The sequence below is a fragment of the Gallaecimonas aegicerasi genome (assembly GCF_045291545.1).
In the GTDB taxonomy this organism is placed as follows: Bacteria; Pseudomonadota; Gammaproteobacteria; order Enterobacterales; family Gallaecimonadaceae; genus Gallaecimonas.
Genome location: NZ_CP149514.1, coordinates 1,042,708 through 1,062,328 on the forward strand (window position 1 = coordinate 1,042,708; position 19,621 = coordinate 1,062,328).

At 56.3% G+C, this 19,621-nt stretch carries 24 protein-coding genes; 13 read left to right on the top strand and 11 right to left on the bottom strand.

From position 1 onward, the window contains the following. Positions 1-72: 72 nt before the first annotated feature. From WDB70_RS05070 to maiA, 8 genes are all read left to right on the top strand, one after another. Positions 73-1,254 carry a trans-sulfuration enzyme family protein gene (locus WDB70_RS05070; RefSeq protein ID WP_406667251.1) on the top strand — a complete coding sequence of 394 codons (1,182 nt, stop codon included), beginning with the start codon at positions 73-75 and terminating at the stop codon, positions 1,252-1,254. 103 nt (positions 1,255-1,357) lie between these two features. After that, positions 1,358-2,158 (top strand): phenylalanine 4-monooxygenase, encoded by an 801-nt coding sequence (gene phhA / locus WDB70_RS05075; RefSeq protein WP_406667253.1) that lies wholly within the window; start codon positions 1,358-1,360, stop codon positions 2,156-2,158. A gap of 11 nt (positions 2,159-2,169) precedes the next feature. Beyond that, the gene (locus WDB70_RS05080) at positions 2,170-2,505 is read left to right on the top strand and encodes a 4a-hydroxytetrahydrobiopterin dehydratase (protein WP_406667255.1); all 336 of its coding nucleotides are present in this window, start codon (positions 2,170-2,172) and stop codon (positions 2,503-2,505) included. 110 nt (positions 2,506-2,615) lie between these two features. After that, on the top strand, positions 2,616-4,166 hold the full coding sequence (gene tyrR, locus WDB70_RS05085) for a transcriptional regulator TyrR (RefSeq protein WP_406667257.1): 1,551 nt from the start codon (positions 2,616-2,618) through the stop codon (positions 4,164-4,166). Positions 4,167-4,376: 210 nt separating this feature from the next. Further along, positions 4,377-5,456 carry a 4-hydroxyphenylpyruvate dioxygenase gene (gene hppD / locus WDB70_RS05090; RefSeq protein ID WP_406667259.1) on the top strand — a complete coding sequence of 360 codons (1,080 nt, stop codon included), beginning with the start codon at positions 4,377-4,379 and terminating at the stop codon, positions 5,454-5,456. Continuing rightward, complete coding sequence (locus tag WDB70_RS05095) at positions 5,449-6,582, top strand: homogentisate 1,2-dioxygenase (RefSeq protein ID WP_406667261.1); 1,134 nt, start codon at positions 5,449-5,451, stop codon at positions 6,580-6,582. The genes hppD and WDB70_RS05095 overlap by 8 nt, the downstream gene beginning before the upstream one ends. Before the next feature lie 2 nt (positions 6,583-6,584). Then, positions 6,585-7,571: a fumarylacetoacetate hydrolase family protein gene (locus WDB70_RS05100; protein ID WP_406667263.1), complete on the top strand. Its 987-nt coding sequence runs from the start codon at positions 6,585-6,587 to the stop codon at positions 7,569-7,571. A gap of 1 nt (position 7,572) precedes the next feature. After that, positions 7,573-8,211 (top strand): maleylacetoacetate isomerase, encoded by a 639-nt coding sequence (gene maiA, locus WDB70_RS05105; RefSeq protein WP_406667265.1) that lies wholly within the window; start codon positions 7,573-7,575, stop codon positions 8,209-8,211. Positions 8,212-8,260: 49 nt separating this feature from the next. On the opposite strand, the gene WDB70_RS05110 is transcribed toward maiA, so the two are convergent. The 8 genes from WDB70_RS05110 to WDB70_RS05145 form a co-directional block, all read right to left on the bottom strand. Beyond that, positions 8,261-8,998, bottom strand: a complete 738-nt coding sequence (locus WDB70_RS05110) for a DODA-type extradiol aromatic ring-opening family dioxygenase (protein WP_406667267.1) — start codon at positions 8,996-8,998, stop codon at positions 8,261-8,263. 10 nt (positions 8,999-9,008) lie between these two features. Continuing rightward, complete coding sequence (locus WDB70_RS05115; RefSeq protein WP_406667269.1) at positions 9,009-9,392, bottom strand: DoxX family protein; 384 nt, start codon at positions 9,390-9,392, stop codon at positions 9,009-9,011. Positions 9,393-9,466: 74 nt separating this feature from the next. After that, positions 9,467-10,354: a LysR substrate-binding domain-containing protein gene (locus tag WDB70_RS05120; protein ID WP_406667271.1), complete on the bottom strand. Its 888-nt coding sequence runs from the start codon at positions 10,352-10,354 to the stop codon at positions 9,467-9,469. A 5-nt stretch (positions 10,355-10,359) separates the two neighbouring features. Further along, on the bottom strand, positions 10,360-10,974 hold the full coding sequence (locus WDB70_RS05125; RefSeq protein ID WP_406667273.1) for a TIGR01621 family pseudouridine synthase: 615 nt from the start codon (positions 10,972-10,974) through the stop codon (positions 10,360-10,362). Then, the gene (locus WDB70_RS05130) at positions 10,967-12,037 is read right to left on the bottom strand and encodes a winged helix-turn-helix domain-containing protein (protein ID WP_406667275.1); all 1,071 of its coding nucleotides are present in this window, start codon (positions 12,035-12,037) and stop codon (positions 10,967-10,969) included. The genes WDB70_RS05125 and WDB70_RS05130 overlap by 8 nt, the downstream gene beginning before the upstream one ends. 7 nt (positions 12,038-12,044) lie before the next feature. Then, positions 12,045-12,482, bottom strand: a complete 438-nt coding sequence (locus WDB70_RS05135; protein WP_406667277.1) for a methyltransferase family protein — start codon at positions 12,480-12,482, stop codon at positions 12,045-12,047. Then, a complete protein-coding gene (locus WDB70_RS05140) occupies positions 12,479-13,753 on the bottom strand; it encodes a hypothetical protein (protein ID WP_406667279.1) in 1,275 nt (424 codons plus the stop codon). Before WDB70_RS05140 ends, WDB70_RS05135 begins: the two co-directional genes overlap by 4 nt. Next, on the bottom strand, positions 13,753-14,094 hold the full coding sequence (locus tag WDB70_RS05145) for a DUF4870 domain-containing protein (protein ID WP_406667281.1): 342 nt from the start codon (positions 14,092-14,094) through the stop codon (positions 13,753-13,755). Before WDB70_RS05145 ends, WDB70_RS05140 begins: the two co-directional genes overlap by 1 nt. A gap of 44 nt (positions 14,095-14,138) precedes the next feature. Here WDB70_RS05145 and WDB70_RS05150 point away from each other — a divergent pair, with 44 nt between their 5' ends. Next, a complete protein-coding gene (locus tag WDB70_RS05150) occupies positions 14,139-14,432 on the top strand; it encodes a hypothetical protein (RefSeq protein WP_406667283.1) in 294 nt (97 codons plus the stop codon). Here the strand turns inward: WDB70_RS05150 and WDB70_RS05155 are convergent. Then, a complete protein-coding gene (locus WDB70_RS05155; protein ID WP_406667285.1) occupies positions 14,359-14,697 on the bottom strand; it encodes a VOC family protein in 339 nt (112 codons plus the stop codon). The two genes, WDB70_RS05150 and WDB70_RS05155, sit on opposite strands and share 74 nt — an antisense overlap. 219 nt (positions 14,698-14,916) lie before the next feature. Between WDB70_RS05155 and WDB70_RS05160 the strand changes: the two genes are divergently transcribed. Continuing rightward, positions 14,917-15,117 (top strand): hypothetical protein, encoded by a 201-nt coding sequence (locus tag WDB70_RS05160; protein WP_406667287.1) that lies wholly within the window; start codon positions 14,917-14,919, stop codon positions 15,115-15,117. A gap of 3 nt (positions 15,118-15,120) precedes the next feature. Beyond that, positions 15,121-15,351, top strand: a complete 231-nt coding sequence (locus WDB70_RS05165) for a hypothetical protein (protein ID WP_406667289.1) — start codon at positions 15,121-15,123, stop codon at positions 15,349-15,351. On the opposite strand, the gene nagA is transcribed toward WDB70_RS05165, so the two are convergent. After that, complete coding sequence (gene nagA / locus WDB70_RS05170) at positions 15,320-16,462, bottom strand: N-acetylglucosamine-6-phosphate deacetylase (protein ID WP_406667291.1); 1,143 nt, start codon at positions 16,460-16,462, stop codon at positions 15,320-15,322. The two genes, WDB70_RS05165 and nagA, sit on opposite strands and share 32 nt — an antisense overlap. A gap of 74 nt (positions 16,463-16,536) precedes the next feature. On the opposite strand from nagA, the gene glnS reads away from it, so the two are divergent. After that, positions 16,537-18,195, top strand: a complete 1,659-nt coding sequence (glnS, locus tag WDB70_RS05175; RefSeq protein ID WP_406667293.1) for a glutamine--tRNA ligase — start codon at positions 16,537-16,539, stop codon at positions 18,193-18,195. A gap of 44 nt (positions 18,196-18,239) precedes the next feature. On the opposite strand, the gene WDB70_RS05180 is transcribed toward glnS, so the two are convergent. Continuing rightward, positions 18,240-18,677, bottom strand: coding sequence for a carboxymuconolactone decarboxylase family protein (locus tag WDB70_RS05180; protein WP_406667295.1), 438 nt, complete (start codon positions 18,675-18,677; stop codon positions 18,240-18,242). Between the two features lie 113 nt (positions 18,678-18,790). Here WDB70_RS05180 and WDB70_RS05185 point away from each other — a divergent pair, with 113 nt between their 5' ends. Continuing rightward, a complete protein-coding gene (locus WDB70_RS05185) occupies positions 18,791-19,558 on the top strand; it encodes a helix-turn-helix domain-containing protein (protein WP_406667297.1) in 768 nt (255 codons plus the stop codon). Positions 19,559-19,621: the final 63 nt, after the last annotated feature.

Genomic DNA, 19,621 nt, shown 5'->3' on the forward strand with positions numbered 1-19,621 from the left:
ACTGGTTGCCTATTGTGCACTGCCCGAAAGCTCCCTAAGGTGGCTGCTTCTTTATTATTCTAAGAGGTTGTCATGACCCACAGCAGTCACCCGGAAACCGCCGCTATTCACGGCGGTAAAGATCGCAACGACCCCCATCGCGCCCTGGCTGCGCCGCTTTATCAGACGTCTACCTTTGCTTTTGCCAACAGCGCCGAAGGCGCCGCCCGTTTTGCCGGTGATGACTGTGGGCCGATTTACACGCGGCTCGGTAACCCGACGGTCGCCGAGATGGAGCGCACCGTCGCAGCCTTGGAAGGCAAAGAAGCGGCGGTAGCAACGGCGTCAGGTATGGCGGCAGTGTCAGCAGCATTGCTGGGCTCTTTGCAGGCGGGTGACCATCTGGTGGCATCGAAGGCTGTTTACGGCTGCTCCTTTGCGCTGATGAATCATATGCTGCCGCGCTTTGGTATTGAGGTCAGCTTCGTTGATATGACCCGGCCGGATGAGGTCAGTAATGCCATCAAGGCCAACACCAAGGCGTTGTTTTTGGAGACACCGGTCAATCCCAACCTGGAAGTGATTGACTTGGCCGCTATCGGCGAGCTGGTTGTGCGCCACCAATTGCTCGGTATTGCCGATAACACCTTCTTGACGCCGCTGCTGCAACGCCCGGGAGATTATGGTTTTGAGCTGGTGCTGCACTCAGCCACCAAATATCTCAATGGCCATGGCGATGTTATCGCCGGCATTTTGTGTGGCAGCCAGGCACGTATCGATGACATTCGCGCGACAGCCATCAAAGATATCGGTGGCAGCCTGGGGCCTTTTGAAGCCTGGCTGATTCTGCGCGGCTTAAAAACCCTGCCTATTCGCATGGAGCGCCATTGCCAAAGCGCCATGACGGTAGCGCAGTGGCTGGAAAACCAGAGCCAGGTTAAAGCCGTGTACTACCCGGGCTTGGAAAGCCACCCCGGACACCGTTTTATTGGCACCCAGATGAAAGCGGCGGGCGGTGTTATCGCCTTTGAACTCAATGCCAGCCTGGCCGACAGCGCCGCCTTTATTGACCGCCTCAAGCTCTTTACTCTGGCGGTCAGTCTCGGTGACGCCGAGTCGCTGGTGTCACACCCGGCATCGATGACCCATTCGCCCTACACACCGGAAGAACGCGCCATGGCCGGGATCAGCGACAGCCTCATCCGTATCTCCGTCGGTCTTGAGCATGTTGATGATTTAATTGCTGATTTATCACAAAGCCTAGCTGCAGTGTAACGCCTCGTTTACGGCCACTAAGCCCTCTGACCAGCGTCAGGGGGCTTTTTCATTAAGGCGCTACTGCGTACGCTCGGTGGGTCACACACCACAGCAGAAAATTATGGCTAAAGGCACAAAATACGTATCAAAAATGCCAGGGCCGGACGGACGTATCCACTACACGGATGAGGAAAACGCCGTTTGGCAAACCCTGATCACCCGGCAGTTGGATTGCATCGAAGGGCGCGCCTGTCAGGAGTACATTGACGGTCTGAAACTGTTGGATTTGCCCAAGGATCGCATCCCGCAGCTGGATGAAATCAATGCTGTTCTGGCTCGCACCACCGGCTGGCAAGTGGCCCAGGTACCGGCACTGATCCCCTTTGACGAGTTCTTCCGACTGCTGGCCAACAAGCAGTTCCCGGTGGCGACTTTCATTCGTACCCGCGAAGAACTGGACTACCTGCAAGAGCCGGACATTTTCCATGAGATCTTTGGCCATTGCCCATTGCTGACCAACCCGGACTTTGCACATTTCACGCACCTGTACGGGCAACTGGGGCTGGCTGCCAGCAAGCAGGACAGAGTTTTCCTGGCACGCTTGTACTGGTTTACCGTGGAATTTGGACTGGTGAAAACACCGCAAGGGCTGCGTATCTACGGTGGTGGTATTTTGTCTTCCCCGGGTGAAACCACCTATGCGCTGGAGTCAGACGTACCCGAGCGGCATGACTTCGATATCGTCGATGCTCTGCGTACCCCGTATCGTATCGATATCATGCAACCGGTTTATTACCTGCTGGAAAATGTCCACCAGCTGTTTGATATTGCCGAAACCGATATTATGGCCATGGTTGAAAAAGCCAAGGCGCTGGGGCTGTTTGAGCCCAAGTTTCCCCCGAAAGAAAAGCAAGCCAGTTAAAGGAGAGACAAGTGAACGCACTTGCCGAGCAAAAATGTGAAGCCTGCCAGGTCGGCGCCCCGAAAGTCACTGATGACGAACTGAAAACACTGATGGCCGAGATCCCGGACTGGGCGCCGGTTGCCCGTGATGGCGTATTGCAATTGGAGCGGGTCTACAAGTTTAAAAACTTCAAACAAGCCTGGGCTTTTGCCAACAAAGTGGCGGAGTTGGCAGAAGCCGAGTTTCACCACCCCGGTATCTTGCTGGAGTGGGGCAAAGTGACCGTCACCTGGTGGACCCACGCCATCGGCGGTTTACATAAAAATGACTTCATCATGGCCGCTAAAACCGACCAGCTGCTCTAAGGCGCTTTTTGTCGCCGGTTTGCCGATGCCGCGCCTTGTGCGCGGCATTTTGTTTATCTGCCAGGGCGTTATATCATCGCGCTTCTGATTGAAGCGGTGTTGTGACTGCCATGCGTCTTGAGATTTTTTGCCAGGACCGGCCCGGTATAGCCCGGGAAGTACTGGACATTCTGGCCGAGCGGGAAATCGACCTGCGCGGCATTGAAGTCGATCCGGTCGGGAAAATGTTCCTGCACCTGCCGGACTTGAGCTTTGATGAGCTTAAAACGCTGCTACCGGCCATTCGTCGTATCAACGGCGTCAATGATGTACGCACCACCGCCTTCATGCCCACCGAGCGCGATCACTTTGAACTGGCCACCTTGTTGCAGACCCTGCCGGATCCGGTTATTTCGGTGGACGACAAGGGTCGCATGCTGATCATCAACCCGGCGGCGGCGGCACACTTAAAAGATGACATTAACGCCTTGCAGGGCCAGCCACTGAACCAGTGGCTCAGCGGTTTTAACCTTGGCCGCTGGCTCGAAGAAGATGAACCGGCACCGATCACCATGTTGGTGAAACTCGCAGGCCAGCGCTTGCTGGCCGACTTTCTGCCCATTTGGGTCAGTGACGAACAGCAGCGCCAGACGCTGGCCGGCGCGGTGATCACCGCCAAAACCCCGCACAAGCTCAATTCTCAGCTCAATCAGGCCCGTGCCGGCTCGGCGTCACTGGATGCCATTTTGGCCGAATCAGCGGTGATGAAACGCTTGCTACGCCAGGCTAAGAAGCTGGCGCAGCTGGATGCGCCACTGTTAATTGAAGGCGAAACCGGTACCGGTAAAGAGTTGCTGGCCAGAGCCTGCCATGACAGTTCACTGCGCCGGGAAAAGCCCTTTGTAGCGCTTAATTGTGCCTCCTTGCCAGACAGCGTCGCTGAAACCGAACTGTTCGGTTACGGTGCCAATGCCTTTTCGGGCGCCCATGCCAGTGGCAAGCGGGGGGTCTTTGAGCTGACCGAAGGCGGCACAGTGTTCTTGGACGAAGTCGGGGATCTGGCACCAGCTATTCAGGTGAAACTGTTGCGGCTACTCCAGGATGGCAGTTTTCGCCGGGTCGGTGATGAAACCGAGCGTAAGGTCAATGTGCGCATTATTTGTTCCACCCAGCGCGATCTGGCGTCGCTGTGCCGGGAAGGACAGTTCCGTGAAGATCTGTTCTATCGCCTGAATGTTCTGAGCCTGAAGTTGCCTCCCTTACGGGAACGGCAAAGTGATATTTTGCCGCTGGCGCAGCTTTTTATTGACCGGCACTGTGCGGCTTTAGGGCGTGAAAGTGCCACGCTTAGCCAGGCCAGCCAGAATTTAATGCTCAACTACCCCTGGCCTGGTAACGTCCGGCAGCTGGAAAATGCCTTATTGCGGGCGGTGTCGTTACTGGACGGTGGCCAGATAGAGCCAAAGTTACTGGAGCTACCCAGTCAGACACCGGCGGTCAGCCTGGGTGACGCGGCCCTCGACGGCACATTGGATGAAGTCATGAAGCGTTTTGAGAAAAACTTGCTGGAACGTCTATACCCGGCTTATCCGTCCTCACGGCTGCTGGCCCGCAAGCTCGGCGTGTCTCATACCGCCGTTGCCAACAAACTGCGTGACTACGGTATCAACAAGAAAAAGTAACCGCGGTGCTGGTGACTTTTTCAGCTGTAAGGGCAAGTTGCCACTGACCGAGCCGTATCGGCCTTATCGTACGGCCTTTGCTTTGCTTGTACAGATAACTTTACGAAAATTGCTTGACGCTTGCGTCAAGCTTGCCCCTTAACCTTTCATCGCCACCGCGTTATACCAAGGCTGCGTAGTCCTATTTAAAAGACAAAGAGGAAGCAGTCCATGTCAGTTGATATCAATTACAATCCCCTGGGTTGCGACGGTTTTGAGTTCGTTGAATATACCGCCGCCGACGCCGAGGGCATCGACAACCTCAAAAAACTGTTCGCTTCACTGGGCTTTGCCGAAGTCGCCAAGCACAAGCATAAAGAAGCCTGGTTGTTCCGTCAGGGCGAGATTAACTTCATCGTCAACGCTGAGCCACACAGCCACGCCCTGGAATTTGCCAAAAAACATGGCCCTTCGGTATGCGCCATGGCGTTTCGCGTAGAAGACGCGAAAAAAGCTTTTGACCACGCCGTTGAAAACGGTGCCAAGGCATACCAGAACAGCATCGGCCCGATGGAGCTGAATATTCCGGCGGTGTACGGTATTGGCGAATCCCTGCTGTTTTTCGTCGACATGTACGGCGAGAAAGACATCTACAACATCGACTTCAACTTTTACCCTGATTACAAAGAGCGTATGGCCCGTGCCAACGCCGGCCTTGGCGTTATTGACCACCTGACCCATAACGTCCGCCAGGGCAATATGGCCGTGTGGGCAAACTTCTACGAGAAAATCGGTAATTTCCGTGAGATCCGTTATTTTGATATCTCCGGCAAGATGACCGGTCTGGTATCCAAGGCCATGACCGCGCCGTGCGGCAAGATCCGTATCCCGATCAACGAATCTTCTGACGACAAGTCACAAATTGAAGAATTCATCCGTGAGTACAATGGCGAAGGTATTCAGCATATCGCCCTGACCACTGACGATATCTACAAAACGGTGGCCGATCTAAAAGCGCGTGGTACCAAGTTCATGACCACGCCAGATACCTATTACGAAAAAGTCGACAGCCGTGTACCCGGCCATGGTGAAGACTTGGCCAGGCTGCAGGAACTGAACCTGCTGATTGACGGCGATCCGGAAAAAGACGGCATTTTGCTGCAAATCTTTACCGACACTGTGATTGGCCCGGTATTTTTCGAAATCATCCAGCGTAAAGGTAACCAGGGCTTTGGCGAAGGTAACTTCAAGGCGCTGTTCGAATCTATCGAAGAAGATCAAATCCGCCGTGGAGTACTGAGCGATGCGTAAATGGGCCTCCATTCCCCACCGGGAAGGCGTCCATTCTCGTCAGGCGCACGCCGACTTACCGGAAGAGGGACTTTACGAACGGGAAATGGGCAAGGAAGGCTTTTTTGGCCCAACCGCCCACCTGCACCACAAACATGCGCCCACAGGCTGGGTCAGCTGGGAAGGGCCGCTGCGGCCACGGCTGTTTGACCTCAATGAGGTCAAGGGGGAGGGTAATTCCCCCTGGCACGCTGACTTGGTGCTGCATAACGCCCATTGCCGCTACCGTATCTGGCGCCCCGACAGCGCCATGACGCGGCTGGCCCGTAATGCCGACGGTGACGACCTGCTGTTTGTGCATGACGGCGCCGCTGAGCTGTATTGCGATTTTGGCCACCTGACCCTGCGTGACGGCGATTACGTGATGATCCCCCGTGGCACCATGTGGCGTCTGGAGCCGACTGCCGGGCCGATGACCATTTTGATGATTGAAGCCACCAACGGTTCCTATCAGCTGCCGGATAAAGGCATGCTGGGGCCGCAGGCGATTTTTGATCAGGCGGTGCTGGACGTGCCGGCCATGGACGATGCCTTCAAAGCCCAGCAAACCGAAGACAGCTGGCAGGTAGAGGTCAAACGCCACAATCAAATCAGCGTCATCACTTATCCGTTCAACCCGCTGGATGCGGTGGGCTGGCATGGTGACCTGACGGTGCTACGCCTGAACTGGCGGGATATCCGGCCACTGATGAGCCACCGTTATCATCTGCCGCCCAGTGCTCACACCACCTTTGTGGCGCCGCGGTTTGTGGTGTGTACCTTTGTCCCTCGGCCTATCGAGTCCGATCCGGGGGCATTGAAGGTGCCGTTCTACCACAACAATGACGACTACGATGAAGTGCTCTTTTACCACGCCGGTGACTTCTTCAGCCGTGACAACATCGAACGCGGCATGATGACCTTTCACCCGGCAGGCTTTACCCATGGGCCACACCCCAAGGCCTTCAAAGCCGGTTTGGAGTACAAGAAAAAATTCACTGACGAAGTGGCGGTGATGCTCGACACCCGTGACGCCCTGGAAGTGGGTGACGCGGCCCTGCCGACTGAAAACACCGACTACGTCAACAGCTGGAAAACAGCGGAGTAAGGATGAAGTTAGCGACATTAAAAGATGGCAGCCGTGACGGCTGCCTGGTAGTCGTAAGCAGCGACTTGAGCCAAGCGGTAAAAGTACCGGCTATCGCTGCTACCATGCAGGCGGCGCTGGATAACTGGGCGAATGCCGCCCCCGAACTGGACGCCGTATACCAAGCCCTGAATGCCGGCAATGCCGAAGGGGCCTTTGCCTTTGCGCAACAGCAGTGTGAATCGCCATTACCGCGGGCTTATCAGTGGGCTGACGGCTCTGCTTATGTCAACCACGTTGAGCTGGTGCGTAAAGCCCGTGGCGCCGAAATGCCCCAAACCTTCTGGACCGATCCGCTGATGTATCAGGGCGGCTCTGACAGCTTCATCGGCCCGCGTGATGATATCCCGCTGGGCAGTGAAGACTGGGGCATTGATTTTGAGTCGGAAGTGGCCGTGATCACGGACGACGTGCCGATGGGCATCAGTGCAGATGATGCCGCCAAACACATCAAGCTGTTTATGCTGGTCAACGATGTATCGCTGCGTGGCCTGATCCCCGGTGAACTGGCCAAAGGCTTTGGCTTTTTCCAGTCCAAACCGTCCAGTGCTTTCTCACCGGTAGCGGTAACGCCGGATGAGCTGGCCGATAGCTGGCGTGATGGCAAAATCCACCGGCCGCTGGTGACACACCTCAACGACAAGCTCTTTGGCCAGCCTGATTGTGGTGTCGATATGACCTTTAACTTCCCGACGCTGGTGGCCCATGCCGCCAAAACCCGGCCTTTGGGCGCCGGTGCGGTGATAGGGTCTGGCACCATTTCCAACTATGACCGCTCCAAGGGTTCATCATGCCTGGCAGAGGTGCGGATGCTGGAAACCATCGAGCATGGTGCGCCGCAAACCAGCTTCATGAAGTTTGGTGACCAAGTGCGTATCGAGATGTTTGACGCCGATGGCCACAGCATCTTTGGCGCTATTGACCAACAGGTAGTGAAGTACGAGGGTTGATATGACGCTCTACAGTTACTGGCGTTCTTCGGCTGCGTACCGGGTACGCATCGCTCTGGCGTTGAAAAACCTGCCGTTTCAGCTGGAGCCGGTGCATCTGGTCAAAGACGGTGGTGAGCAGCATGCTACCCGCTATGCCGCGCTGAATCCCGCTGAGCTGGTGCCGACACTGGTGGACGGTGACGTAGTACTGAACCAGTCGCTGGCCATCCTTGAGTACCTGGAAGAAACCCACCCGGAGCCTCGGTTATTGCCACAAGAGCCGGCAGCACGGGCGCAGGTGCGGGGGCTGTGTCAGGATATTGCCTGTGACATTCACCCCATCGACAACCTGCGGGTGCTGCAGTACCTCAGTGCTGAGCTGGGTGTCAGTGATGAGCAAAAAGGAGCCTGGTATCGTCACTGGGTTGAGGTGGGCTTTGCCGCCATTGAAAAACGGCTGGCTAACACGGCTGGCCAATACTGCTTTGGCGACGAACTGACATTGGCCGATTGCTGTTTGGTTCCGCAGGTGTATAACGCCCGGCGCTTTAATGTGGATATGCAAGCCTATCCACTGCTAAGTGCCATCAGTGCACGCCTGGAAGCCATTCCGGCTTTTTTTACCGCCGCGCCGGAAAATCAACCCGACGCGACGTGAGCGACAAAAAGCCGGCCACCAGGCCGGCTTTTTTTAGCCGTCTTCCTGGCTAGCTAAAGGCATAGCAATCCATAGCCAGCACGCCGTGGCTGATACTGTGGTGCAGCCTTTTTGGCACACCGCCTGCGCCCATTGCTACCAACAGCGGTTGTAGATGTTCCGCAGTAGGGTGGTTTGCTCGGGCGTAGGGCGCCTGTGACCAGTCCAACAAGGCCGCCTTGTCGTTCCTTGCGAGTGCCGCAGCCACCCAATCATTAAAGGCGTTGACCCATGCCGGCGCTGCTGAACCTTCCGGTGCCAGCGCACCAAGGTTGTGGGTAAGGTTGCCTGAGCCGATAACCAGCACCCCTTGTTCACGCAATGGTGCTAGCTGCTCGCCGAGCGTTAGCAGCGCCTCACTGGACCAGCTGACTGGCAGCGACACTGACACAACCGGCCGATCGGCAGCCGGACGTAATAGCGAAAGTGGCACCCAGACGCCGTGATCAAAGCCGCGCTCAATGCTGGTGGCCCCGGTCAGGGTACTGATCTGTGCGGCCAGCTCTGGTGCCCCTGGCGCCGGGTAACGCTGGGCGTACAATGCAGCCGGGAAGCCGTAAAAATCGTGCAGTGTTTCTGGCTCCGCAGATACCGATACCTGCAGGGTATTGGTGGTCCAGTGAGCGGAGATCACAACGATGGCGGTGGGGTGTAATTGCTGCCCCAGCTGTTGCAAAAAGGTGCGTGCTGGCCCAGGTGTCAACGCCAGCATGGGGGAACCGTGCGAAATAAACAAACTCGGTTGCATGGGGCCTCCGTTAGGCAAACTGGCGGCTAACAACCCAGCGGCCGCCGCCTAAGCCGGCCTGTACCAGCAGTATGACAGCCCAGAAAACCGGGAATTCCCAACCGCCACCGGCATTAGAAAATACCCAACCATTACCCCAGTGCACACTGGCGGCGCCCAGTAGCAGCGGTATCAATGCCAGGCTGACCCAGCGCGTATAGATACCCGCCAGAAGGGCTAAGCCGCCACCTATTTCAGCAGCCATAGTCAGATAAGCGAAGGCTGCAGGAAAGCCCAGTGATTGGAAATAGCTAACGGTACCTGCCGGGGTAAATACCAGCAGTTTCATCAGGCCGTGAGCCAGGGTCAGAGTGCCTAGCGCCAGGCGCAGTAAGGTCGTGGCATAAGCATGCATGATGTTGTCCTCATAAAACGTACAACCTCAGCATATCGTTGCAAAAAATAAAGATAATCAACGAAAAGGGAACATCATTGTTTGCTTTTGGGTGACAATTTTTGCTCCCAGTACGGTGGTTGCCCCCACTGGCTGCTAACAAAGTCCAGAAATCGACTTACCTTGGCAGGCAGATGCTGGCGAGCCGGGTATACACCATAGATGCCTAGCCGTGGTAAGGGCTGTTCCGTAGACAAAGCCAGCAAGCGGCCCGCTCGCAGGGCCTCTGCTACCAGAAAGCTGGGTTGGCAAATCACCCCCAGGCCGGCTTCTGCTCCGGCAACCAATACGTCGCCGTTATTGCTGTCCAAAGGGCCGTCAGCAAGCGGCCAAGGACCGCCTGGGCGGTAACGTAGCCCCTGGTGAAAGGCCAGCTCGGCTTGTAGTGTTGGCGTACCATGGTGGTTGAGGTATTCAGCCGAGGCGCAATAGAACAGTTGGCACTGAGTCAAAGGCCGTGCGATCAGCGTGGAATCTTGCAAGTGGCCGATACGGATCGCCAGATCGTAGTCTTCTTCCAGTAAGTCTACTTTCCGATCGGTTAAATCCAGGCGCACCGATAAAGCCGGGTGCTGGCACATGAAATCGGCGACTAACGGCGCCAAAAAGCGTGTGCCGAAGCTTACCGGGCCACTGATCCGCAGGCGCCCTTGCATAGCCGACTGACTTTGGCTGATTTCGGCCTGGGCATCAGCCAGCTCCGAGATAATGTGGCGGGCATGCAGCAAGTAACGTTCGCCAGCTTCGGTTAATTGAATGCGGCGGGTCGTACGCTGCAGTAGCCTTGCTCCCAGGTGTTGTTCCAGTTGCATTACCAGTTTCGATACCTGGGTACGTGATAAAGCCAGTTGCTGCGCCGCGTTGGTGTAGCTGGCAAGCTCCGCGACTTTAACAAAGGCGTGTATGGCGCTTAGCAGGTTCATGGTGGTTACTCAAAAGGCGGTGGGGCCAGTTCGCTAAAATCGGCCGGCTGGCTGATAGCGATATTGTCGCCCTGCCAATCAAAAGCCAGGGCATAAGCATGTAGGCAGACCCGCGGCCAGTTACTGCCACCATAAAGGCTGTCACCCAAAATCGGTGCGCCCAGGCTTTTCATTGCCACCCGTAACTGGTGGGTGCGGCCGGTTTGTGGCCAGAGCCGAAATAACCGCTGCCCAGGGGCCAGGCTTTGGCTGTCAAAACGGGTGATGGCCGGGTGTTCGGTACTGCGCAACAGCCGCCAGGCACCGCGGCGCGCTTTGGCCATATCACCTTTAATCCATCCCTGTTTCTTGGCTGGTTTGCGATCACTGAGCGCCAGATAACATTTGCTGATTTTGCGGTTGGCGAAGGCGTCGCCAAAAATAGCTGCGGCCTCGGCACTTTTCGCCAGTAGCAACAGGCCGGTGGTTACTTTATCAAGCCGGTGCACCGGCCAGAGCTTTTGCCCCAGATGTTGCTCGATATTGACAAAAAGCCCAGGCCCCTGTTCAGCATGAAAACTGACCGCGGCGGTTTTATTTACCATCACAAAATCGCGGTGATCCAGTACCACCTCAAACACGGGTAACCTCATTCAGGCCGTGAAAAGCAGCAAAGTCTGCCAGGGCCTCTGCCAGAGCGCCAGTGAGGATTTTGCCAGGGTGTTCCAGCCAGTGCAGTTGCTGTACTTCCAGTTGCCCCGCCGGACGATTGGCCTTGAGGTCAATCTGGCCAACGAAACGATCGGCAAATAACATCGGTAAACAAAAATAGCCGAAGCGGCGCTTGCTGGCCGGCAGGTAACATTCCAGCTGATAGTCAAACGCAAACAACCGCTTCAGGCGCTGGCGTTGGATCACCAAGGGATCAAAAGGCGACAGCAACCGCAGCTTTGATACCGGTGGTGGCGGCTCAGCGCTATCGGCGAAGGCGTAGTCTTCACCGTCGTATTGCAGCTCGCCACTGGCCAGCATGGTGGTGAGCGCTTTGGCAATGAGTGGTTTGTCGGCGGCATTAAGGTAGACCATTTCGGCGAGCTGACCGACACCATGAGCCTGCAAAAAGGTGCGAACCCGGAACTTACCATAGTCGCTGTCACTGGCCTGTTGGCAGCAAATATGGGCCGGTAAGACACGCTCCGGCAGGTCAAACACTTTTTGGAAGCGCTGGCGGTGGCTGACCATCAGTTGCCCTTCGTGAAATAGCTGCTCCAGGGCCTTTTTCTCATCTGACCAATCCCACCAGCCGCCCTTACCGGCGTTAAAGTCGCTGGCTTTCAGTGGCCCTTCCGCGCGAACCCGATCTAGTACATAGCGGCACAGCCGGGCGTTTTTTTCAAACCAGTGCCGCTGGCCCTGGCGGATCCGTGCCATACGCACCCGGGCATAGGGGTAACTGCTCATCGGCAGATAGGCGGCGGCGTGTGACCAGTATTCAAAGATAAGCCGGTGCTGTTCGGCTTCAGCCAGCTGGGCCGGCGTGTATTCAGGCAGGCGGCTATAGAGCTGATGATGATGGGCCCGGCACAGCCGCTGAATGGCATCCAGCTGTACCGCCCCTAGATGTTCGACCAGCGCAGGCAGACCATGTTGCCAGGGGTGGTGAAGATACTGGCCGGCCAGGGCCAAGTGACGCTTGTTGAACACGCCTGGCTTAGAACCAACGGCGCACTTTGGCGCAGTAGTGGCGGTAATCCTCGCCGAAAACATGTTGCAAGTGGGCTTCTTCGCGGCGGATCACCAACAGCCAAACCAGGTATAGTGCCAACGGCAGCAATAAAATGGCGAACAGGCTTTGCAGCCACAATGCCAGGCCCAGATATATGGCACTGAGTGACAGATACATGGGGTTACGGCTAAAACGAAAAGGCCCCTTTTTGACCAGGCAGGCGGCGCTTTTGTGGGGCAGTACCGGTGTGCCGGCACGCCAGCAGGTCAGCAGTGCCCAGCCACCCACTACCAAGCCGGCGACCACCAGTACCCAGGCCAGTGGTCGCAGTGGCGCCGGGAAAAAGTGATCCAACGTCAGGCCAGCAGCAAACAGCACGACAAAAATGAGCGGTGGTGGGAATTTTACGCCGGGGTTGGTCATGCTTCCTCCAGAGTCCAGGCCGTGATGGCGGCCAGTAGAGCCAGTATTGATAGCATGAATATCAACCACTTGGCAGCCACCCATGTGGCCAGTAGGGCACTGAGGCCGCCAATGGCCAACAACATCACGCCGATAACGGTATTACTGACAGCCACCAGCGTCGCACGGTTATCGGCGTTAGCCATATCGATCAGATAGGTTTTACGCCCTAGCCGCACTCCCGCATGGGCGACACTCATGGCAAAAATCAAGGTACCGAACAGCCAGGGGCTTGTTTTGCCGGCCAGCATGACAGTGCTCAGGCCGGTCAGGGCGGTCAGTACTGCGGCACCGACCATTACCCAGCGGCTGGAACGATCTGCAAGGCTGCCCCAGATGCTGCCGGAAAGAAAACTGGCCAGCCCGGAGGCGAGCAGCAACATGCCCAGTGTGGGGAGGGCATTATTTTCACCACCTGCCAGATTGACGATAAAAGGGGTCATCAGGGCGCTGGCCAGCAGTAACGTGCGGGTCAGGATAAAGCGCCGGAACTGCCGGGCTGCCATGGCTTCTTTAAAACCACTGAAGGCGGCTTTCAGACCGTTTTTGCCTCCCTTGGTGGCGCCCGGGTATTCCGGTAACTGCTGATAAACGCCTGCGGCCAGTAACCACAGCATGCCGGCGCCAGCCAGCACCGCGCCAAGCAGGCTGGCTGGCGGGTCGTCAAAAAGGCCCAGTGCTACCGCCAGGCCAAAGGCCATGACCGTGATCCCCGACACAGAGGCGGCTAGCCCCGACACTTTGCCGCGCTTTTCCTTGGCGATGGTTTTACCTTGTACGTCCTTGATACTGACCGAGCAAACGCCCCTGGCCAGGCTGAACAGAGCCAGTAAAGCAATGATTGCCAGCCCGGCCGCCTTTCCTCGCAAACCAAAGGCCACGGCAGCCATGGCCAGCACGCACAGGCCTTGTGCCAGGGCGCCAAGAGTCCAGAACGTCTTTCGTATTGGGCGGCGGCGCAGGGCACTGGCAATAGCCAGCTGTGGCAGCAACGACAGGGCTTCGCGCACCGGTACCAGCCAGGCTGTCAGTGCCAGCGGTGCGCCCAGTGCTCCCAGTAACCAGGTCAGGGTCAATTTGACATTCATCAGGCCGTCGCCGCTTTTGGTTAGCGACAGCGCAATAACATGGGTAAGAAAACTACGCGGTTGGTGATGACAAGCTTCATCGCTGATGTCCTTGCAGGCACGGGCGTTGTCATCATTGACCAGTTTATCCAGCCACAGCGCCATTACTTCACCAGTTGCAGGGAAAAGGGATAGCGATAGAGCTCACCTTCGGAGGTCCTTAGCATCGCCAGGATCACCAAAATCAAATTAACTAGTGCCAATGCCGGCAGCAGAATGAACCCCACCAGCACAAGCATCAGTAAGGTGGCTACCAGGTAGCCAATCATCATGGTGATCTGAAAGTTCAGTGCCTCCTTGCCACTGGCATCAATAAAGGGATCCTCCTCGCGCTTCATCAGCCAGACAATCAGCGGGCCGATAACATTACCAAAAGGCATAATAAAGCCGGCAAAGGCGGCGGCATGGCAGGCCATGGCCCAGTTGCGGGTATCGCTGCTGTGCATATTGAGGCATCCTTTGGTCAATAATTGCTTACAGAGTAACCACTGTGGAAAAGGAGTTAAAGCACCGTCCCCGCTGGCAACGATGGCTGGCATTGGCTCACGGCCTTGGCTTGCTGCTGATTGCCGCCGGAGGCGTGTTGTACTGGCAGGGGGCTGATCAGCAACGCCAGCAACTGCTGTTACTGGCGATACTCTGGGGCCTAGGGGGCGTATTGGTATCGCCCTGGCCGGTGGTCAAGGCCATCTTGTGGATGCAGCAACAACCTACTCGCTCCACACCGCCAGCAGGTTGCCGTCCGGATCAGCAAAATGAAAACGCCGACCCCCCGGAAAGCTGAAAATCGGGGCAATAATGCGGCCGCCTTCGGCCTGAACCTGCTGCAGCTTGCCTTCCAGATCCGGGTGGTAGATCACCACTAAAGGCCGGCCCGCTGGAATGAAGTCGTCCTGGCGGGCAAAGCCACCATTGAGCCGGCCATCATTAAACGTGCTGTAGTCAGGGCCGTAATCAGTAAACTCCCATTGAAATACCGCTTCGTAGAAAGCCTTGATTTTTTTCAGATCTTTGGCGGGAAATTCAATATAGTCAATGTGGTTTCGCATGGCGTTAAGCTGATTTGAGCAACATGCATGGAGCATAGTATGAAAGGGATAATCAGTCACTTACTGGCTTTGGTTGCCGGTTTGGTGTTGGGGTATTTCCTTTTTCCAAAACAGGCGCTTCGGCCCTCTTTACACAAGTCTGCCGCTTATGTAGCTCCTACGGTTAATACTCCACAGGCATCAACTGCAGTGGTAGCGAGTACAACAAAACCCGTGGTAATGCCAAAAAACAAGGTGGCATCGTCAGCAGATAAAAAGGTTGCAGCCGCTGTTAAAAAAGCGGCAGAAATCACACCGTCACGTTTTAACGCCAGCGATTTTGAGCAACGCCTACAGGCGCTGCATGCCTCAACGGTGCCCGATGAAGGTGGTATTGAGCGCCAGCAGGCGTATCGGGACGCTGTTGCCCAGGTGCAATAAAAGATGGAAATCGATATTCGCGATATTCTTTGTGATAGTAATCGCCATTGTTTGGTCAAACTGTGGGTGGCCGATAGCGATGACGTCATCAAAGCACAGATGATGATCAGCCGGCAGCTACGTCAGCAAGGTATACCAACCCTGAGTGCCAGTACTGCCTTTGATAAACCACCTAAAAGCGGTGAGCCGGTGATCGCGCTTATCACCTACGGTGATGAGGTACCGGCCCACTGACTTCCAGTAATTGTGTACCTTGCACAGCGCCGCGAACCTGGTGAGCGGCGCACAGTCCCACCAACTCGGCTTTCATACCCGGCTGCACCCGCGGCAGCCCCAATGCCCGCCGTGGGTTTATGCTGGCCATTATCAGGGCCTCCGTCAGTGACAGGCCCATGTCCAGCAGGTTTCGCACGCCCTGGTCCATGGTCAGGCTGGAGCCGCCCAAAGTACCATCGGCGCCGCTGCAGCGGCCATTACTTACGGTGATGTGTTGGCCGGCAAACATGAACTGGCTGATGTCACTGCCGCTGGCGGCCGTGCCGTCGGTGACCAGGCACAGCTGTTCGGGTAACAGCCGCTGCGCCAGGCGAATATTACTGGCACTGACATGATGGCCATCGGCAATGATGCCGCAGTAAAGGCGGCTATCCAGGGCAACACCGGCAAAGCCCGGCGCGCGGGCACTGATCGGCGCCATGGCATTAAAAAGGTGGGTTGCCATGCTCAGGCCGGCAGCAATGGCGGTGTTACTCTCAGTTGCAGTGGCCAGGGTGTGGCCACCTGCTACCCGAATGCCGGCCGCGCTGAGCTGGCGGATCACCTGTGGGCTTACGGTCTCCGGAGCCAGGGTTACCAGCCGTACGACATCGCGAGCAGCAAGAATGGTGTTCAGTAGCGCGTCACTGACCGGGCGCACCTGCCTGGCGTCATGAATACCGGCCCGCTGGGGGTTAAGCCAGGGTCCTTCCAGATGCAGGCCCAGCAGCCCCTCACCCTGATAAGCGCGGGCAGCGGCGATGGCGGCGTTTACTTTGCTATCGTCGTCGGTGATAAGGGTCGCCAGAAAGCCGGTGGTGCCATGGCGCAGGTTGCCTTCATTCAGGGCATGCAGGGTGGCGGTGTCTGGTGTGTCGTTAAACAGCCGGCCATAACCGCCGTTTTGCTGCAGGTCGACAAAGCCCGGCGCAATGGTCAAATCATCACAAGCTACCCAGGGCCGCGGTGGGCATTGCTGGTAGGGAAGGCGCGCTTCGATGACGCCATTGGCAATCACCAGATGGCCACTGACCAACCCCGCTGAGGTGAGCAGGGTGGCGCCGGTGAGACTGTAACGACTGTGCTTCATAGGTCTATTGTTTCACTGCATTATTTCATGGATCATAAGGGGAATTTTCCCCGAATACGATGAGAGGACTCGCTATGAGTAATGCGGGCGACAGCCGTCCCAGCAACTTCATCCGCCAGATTATTGATGCGGATCTTCAAAGTGGTAAACATCATAGCGTGCATACCCGCTTTCCTCCTGAGCCCAATGGCTATCTGCACATTGGCCATGCCAAGTCCATTTGCCTGAATTTCGGTATTGCCGAAGATTATAACGGTCAGTGTAACTTGCGTTTTGACGACACCAACCCGGCCAAAGAAGAACAAGAATACGTTGACGCCATCAAGCGTGACGTACATTGGTTGGGCTTTGAGTGGGCCGGTGAAGTGCGCCACTCGTCTGATTATTTTGAGCAGTTGCATGGCTATGCTATTGAACTGATTGAAAAAGGCTTGGCTTATGTGGATGAGCTGAATCCTGAGCAAATTCGTGAATATCGCGGCACCCTCAAAGAGCCGGGTAAGCACAGCCCTTACCGCGACCGCAGTGTTGAGGAAAACCTGACGCTGTTTAAAAAAATGCGCGAAGGCGGTTTTAAGGAAGGGGAAGCCTGCCTGCGCGCCAAAATCGATATGGCATCCAGTTTTATGGTGATGCGTGACCCGGTTCTGTATCGGGTTAAATTCGCACATCACCATCAAACCGGTGACAAGTGGTGCATCTACCCGATGTACGACTTTACCCACTGTATTTCCGATGCCATTGAAGGTATTACCCACAGTCTTTGTACCCTGGAATTTCAGGATAACCGCCGCCTGTACGACTGGGTGCTTGATAACATCAGCATTGCCTGCCGCCCGCATCAGTATGAGTTTTCACGGCTCAACCTGGCGTATACCGTTACCTCCAAGCGTAAGCTCAATTTGCTGGTAACCGATAACCATGTTGAAGGCTGGGATGACCCACGGATGCCGACCATCGCCGGCTTGCGCCGCCGTGGTTATACGCCGGGCAGTCTGCGCGAATTTTCCAAGCGTATTGGCGTGACCAAGATGGACAACACCGTCGAGATGGCCATGCTTGAAGCCTGTATCCGCGACGATCTTAATGACAACGCGGCACGGGCCATGGCGGTATTGGAGCCGGTACGAGTGGTGCTGGAAAACCTGCCTGAAGGTCACGTGGAAATTCTCCAAGCGCCTAATCACCCCAACAAGCCGGAAATGGGTAGCCGCGAGGTGCCCTTTACCCGTGAGCTGTTCATTGAAGCCGACGACTTCCGTGAAGAAGCCAACAAAAAGTACAAGCGTTTGGTGCTGGGTAAAGAAGTGCGGTTGCGTAATGCCTATGTGATCAAGGCGGAGCGGGTTGAGAAAGATGCTGATGGCAACATCACCACCATTTACTGCACTGCCGATATGGACACCCTGGGCAAAGATCCGGCCGATGGCCGCAAAGTCAAAGGTGTGATCCACTGGGTCAGCGCCGAGCAGGGCGTACCAGCACAGATCCGCTTGTATGACCGCCTGTTCAATGTGCCGAACCCGGGTGGGGCGGAGGACTTTTTGTCTACCCTCAACCCCGAGTCACTGGTGATCAAAAACGGCGTGGTTGAGCCGTCACTGGCGACGGCAGCCGCAGAAGTGGGGTACCAGTTCGAACGGACAGGTTATTTCTGCCGCGACAGTAAAGCAGAGCCGCTGACTTTTAACCGTACCGTTGCCCTGCGTGACGCCTGGGGCGGTGGTGAATAAAGCCATAAGCCGATAAAAACGCCGCCTTGAGGCGGCGTTTTTGATCAACGCGGTATCGGCGCAAAACTGACGCCAATGCGGTTCCAGGCATTAATCGTCGCAATGGCCAGGGTCAGATCGACCAATTCACGGTCAGTAAAGTGCTGACTGACCGCCGCAAAGTCCGCCTCGCTGATCGTACTCTGACTGAGCAGTGTGTTGGCTTCGGCCCAGGCCAAAGCAGCTCGTTCCCGATCGCTGAAAAAGGGCGTTTCACGCCAAGCGTTGAGGGCATATAAGCGCTGCTCTGACTCCCCCAGAGCCCGAGCATCCTGGCTGTGCTTGTTAATACAAAAAGCGCAGCGATTTATCTGTGACACTCGAACTTTCAATAATTCCAGCAACGCTGCCGGCAACGATGCGTCATCGGCTGTAAGGTAGTGATCAAGCTTGGCCAGCGCCTCTATGGCGCCGGGAGCAACCTGGCGATAGGGTAAACGCATAGGAGTCTCCTTGTCGGTGATATTCCCAGGCACAGTAAGCTCTCTGGTGGCTGCGGTATTGTAGATTTTCGACATGCCGAGGTAGGCTGCACAATAGTGAAGGGAGCTTAGTGATGCAAAGCACACTGCGTTGGCGAAAACCGGGCCCGGCACTGGCCCCCTGGGTTCAGTGCTATTGGCGTTATGAGGCCAAGGAAGCGGCAACTCACGCGCTGCGTCCGGACGGTGCCAGCGGTTTGATTTTCAGCTTCGGTGCTGCTTTTGATTTGTCTGGGCAACGTTACTCGTTGCCAGGCCTGATTAGCGGGCCGAAATTAACCAGTTCGGAGCTTCAGGTGGCAGCGGGTACTTGCTTGCTGGGAATACGTTTTCAGCCAGGTATGGGGCGACTGTTTTTAAGCCGTAGCCTGGCGCAATTGCAGGGCCAGCAGACGGCAAACAGCCTGCTATTGGCTGAGCAATTGTGGCCGACAATACAACAAACAGTGCCGACTCGGGCGATGGAGTCTGTATTGCTGGCGAAGGTGTCGGCACAGACCATACCGCCAGCAACTCGTCAGCTGCTGAGCCTTATTAACCGTACCGCTGGCCGGCAACCGGTAGCTGTATTGGCAGCGAAAGTGCCTATGGGATTACGGCAATTGGAGCGGCAATTTTTGCAGTGGGTTGGTGTGACGCCCAAGCAATACAGCCGTATTCGCCGGGCCGCCTTGGTCCGCCAGGCACTGCGTCAGGGCCATGAGTTGGCCGCGGTGGCTCAGCATGGTGGCTACAGTGATCAGGCGCATTTTAGCCGCGACTTTCAGGGGATCCACGGCCAGACCCCGGGGCAATATCAGCAACAGCGAATTGCGGTCATGGCGGCAAGCCCATCTCTTTAATGCGGGTGCGCTACCATGTGTCGCTATTGGCAAAATGCTATTCTTGCCCGCAATACTCGTATG

Coding starts and splice junctions, on each gene's coding strand:
- WDB70_RS05070 (WP_406667251.1), top strand. CDS start 73: ATGACCCACAGCAGTCACCCGGAAACCGCCGCTATTCACGGCGGTAAA.
- phhA (WP_406667253.1), top strand. CDS start 1,358: ATGGCTAAAGGCACAAAATACGTATCAAAAATGCCAGGGCCGGACGGA.
- tyrR (WP_406667257.1), top strand. CDS start 2,616: ATGCGTCTTGAGATTTTTTGCCAGGACCGGCCCGGTATAGCCCGGGAA.
- hppD (WP_406667259.1), top strand. CDS start 4,377: ATGTCAGTTGATATCAATTACAATCCCCTGGGTTGCGACGGTTTTGAG.
- WDB70_RS05095 (WP_406667261.1), top strand. CDS start 5,449: ATGCGTAAATGGGCCTCCATTCCCCACCGGGAAGGCGTCCATTCTCGT.
- WDB70_RS05100 (WP_406667263.1), top strand. CDS start 6,585: ATGAAGTTAGCGACATTAAAAGATGGCAGCCGTGACGGCTGCCTGGTA.
- maiA (WP_406667265.1), top strand. CDS start 7,573: ATGACGCTCTACAGTTACTGGCGTTCTTCGGCTGCGTACCGGGTACGC.
- WDB70_RS05110 (WP_406667267.1), bottom strand. CDS start 8,998: ATGCAACCGAGTTTGTTTATTTCGCACGGTTCCCCCATGCTGGCGTTG.
- WDB70_RS05115 (WP_406667269.1), bottom strand. CDS start 9,392: ATGCATGCTTATGCCACGACCTTACTGCGCCTGGCGCTAGGCACTCTG.
- WDB70_RS05120 (WP_406667271.1), bottom strand. CDS start 10,354: ATGAACCTGCTAAGCGCCATACACGCCTTTGTTAAAGTCGCGGAGCTT.
- WDB70_RS05135 (WP_406667277.1), bottom strand. CDS start 12,482: ATGACCAACCCCGGCGTAAAATTCCCACCACCGCTCATTTTTGTCGTG.
- WDB70_RS05140 (WP_406667279.1), bottom strand. CDS start 13,753: ATGGCGCTGTGGCTGGATAAACTGGTCAATGATGACAACGCCCGTGCC.
- WDB70_RS05145 (WP_406667281.1), bottom strand. CDS start 14,094: ATGCACAGCAGCGATACCCGCAACTGGGCCATGGCCTGCCATGCCGCC.
- WDB70_RS05155 (WP_406667285.1), bottom strand. CDS start 14,697: ATGCGAAACCACATTGACTATATTGAATTTCCCGCCAAAGATCTGAAA.
- WDB70_RS05160 (WP_406667287.1), top strand. CDS start 14,917: ATGCCAAAAAACAAGGTGGCATCGTCAGCAGATAAAAAGGTTGCAGCC.
- WDB70_RS05165 (WP_406667289.1), top strand. CDS start 15,121: ATGGAAATCGATATTCGCGATATTCTTTGTGATAGTAATCGCCATTGT.
- nagA (WP_406667291.1), bottom strand. CDS start 16,462: ATGAAGCACAGTCGTTACAGTCTCACCGGCGCCACCCTGCTCACCTCA.
- glnS (WP_406667293.1), top strand. CDS start 16,537: ATGAGTAATGCGGGCGACAGCCGTCCCAGCAACTTCATCCGCCAGATT.
- WDB70_RS05180 (WP_406667295.1), bottom strand. CDS start 18,677: ATGCGTTTACCCTATCGCCAGGTTGCTCCCGGCGCCATAGAGGCGCTG.
- WDB70_RS05185 (WP_406667297.1), top strand. CDS start 18,791: ATGCAAAGCACACTGCGTTGGCGAAAACCGGGCCCGGCACTGGCCCCC.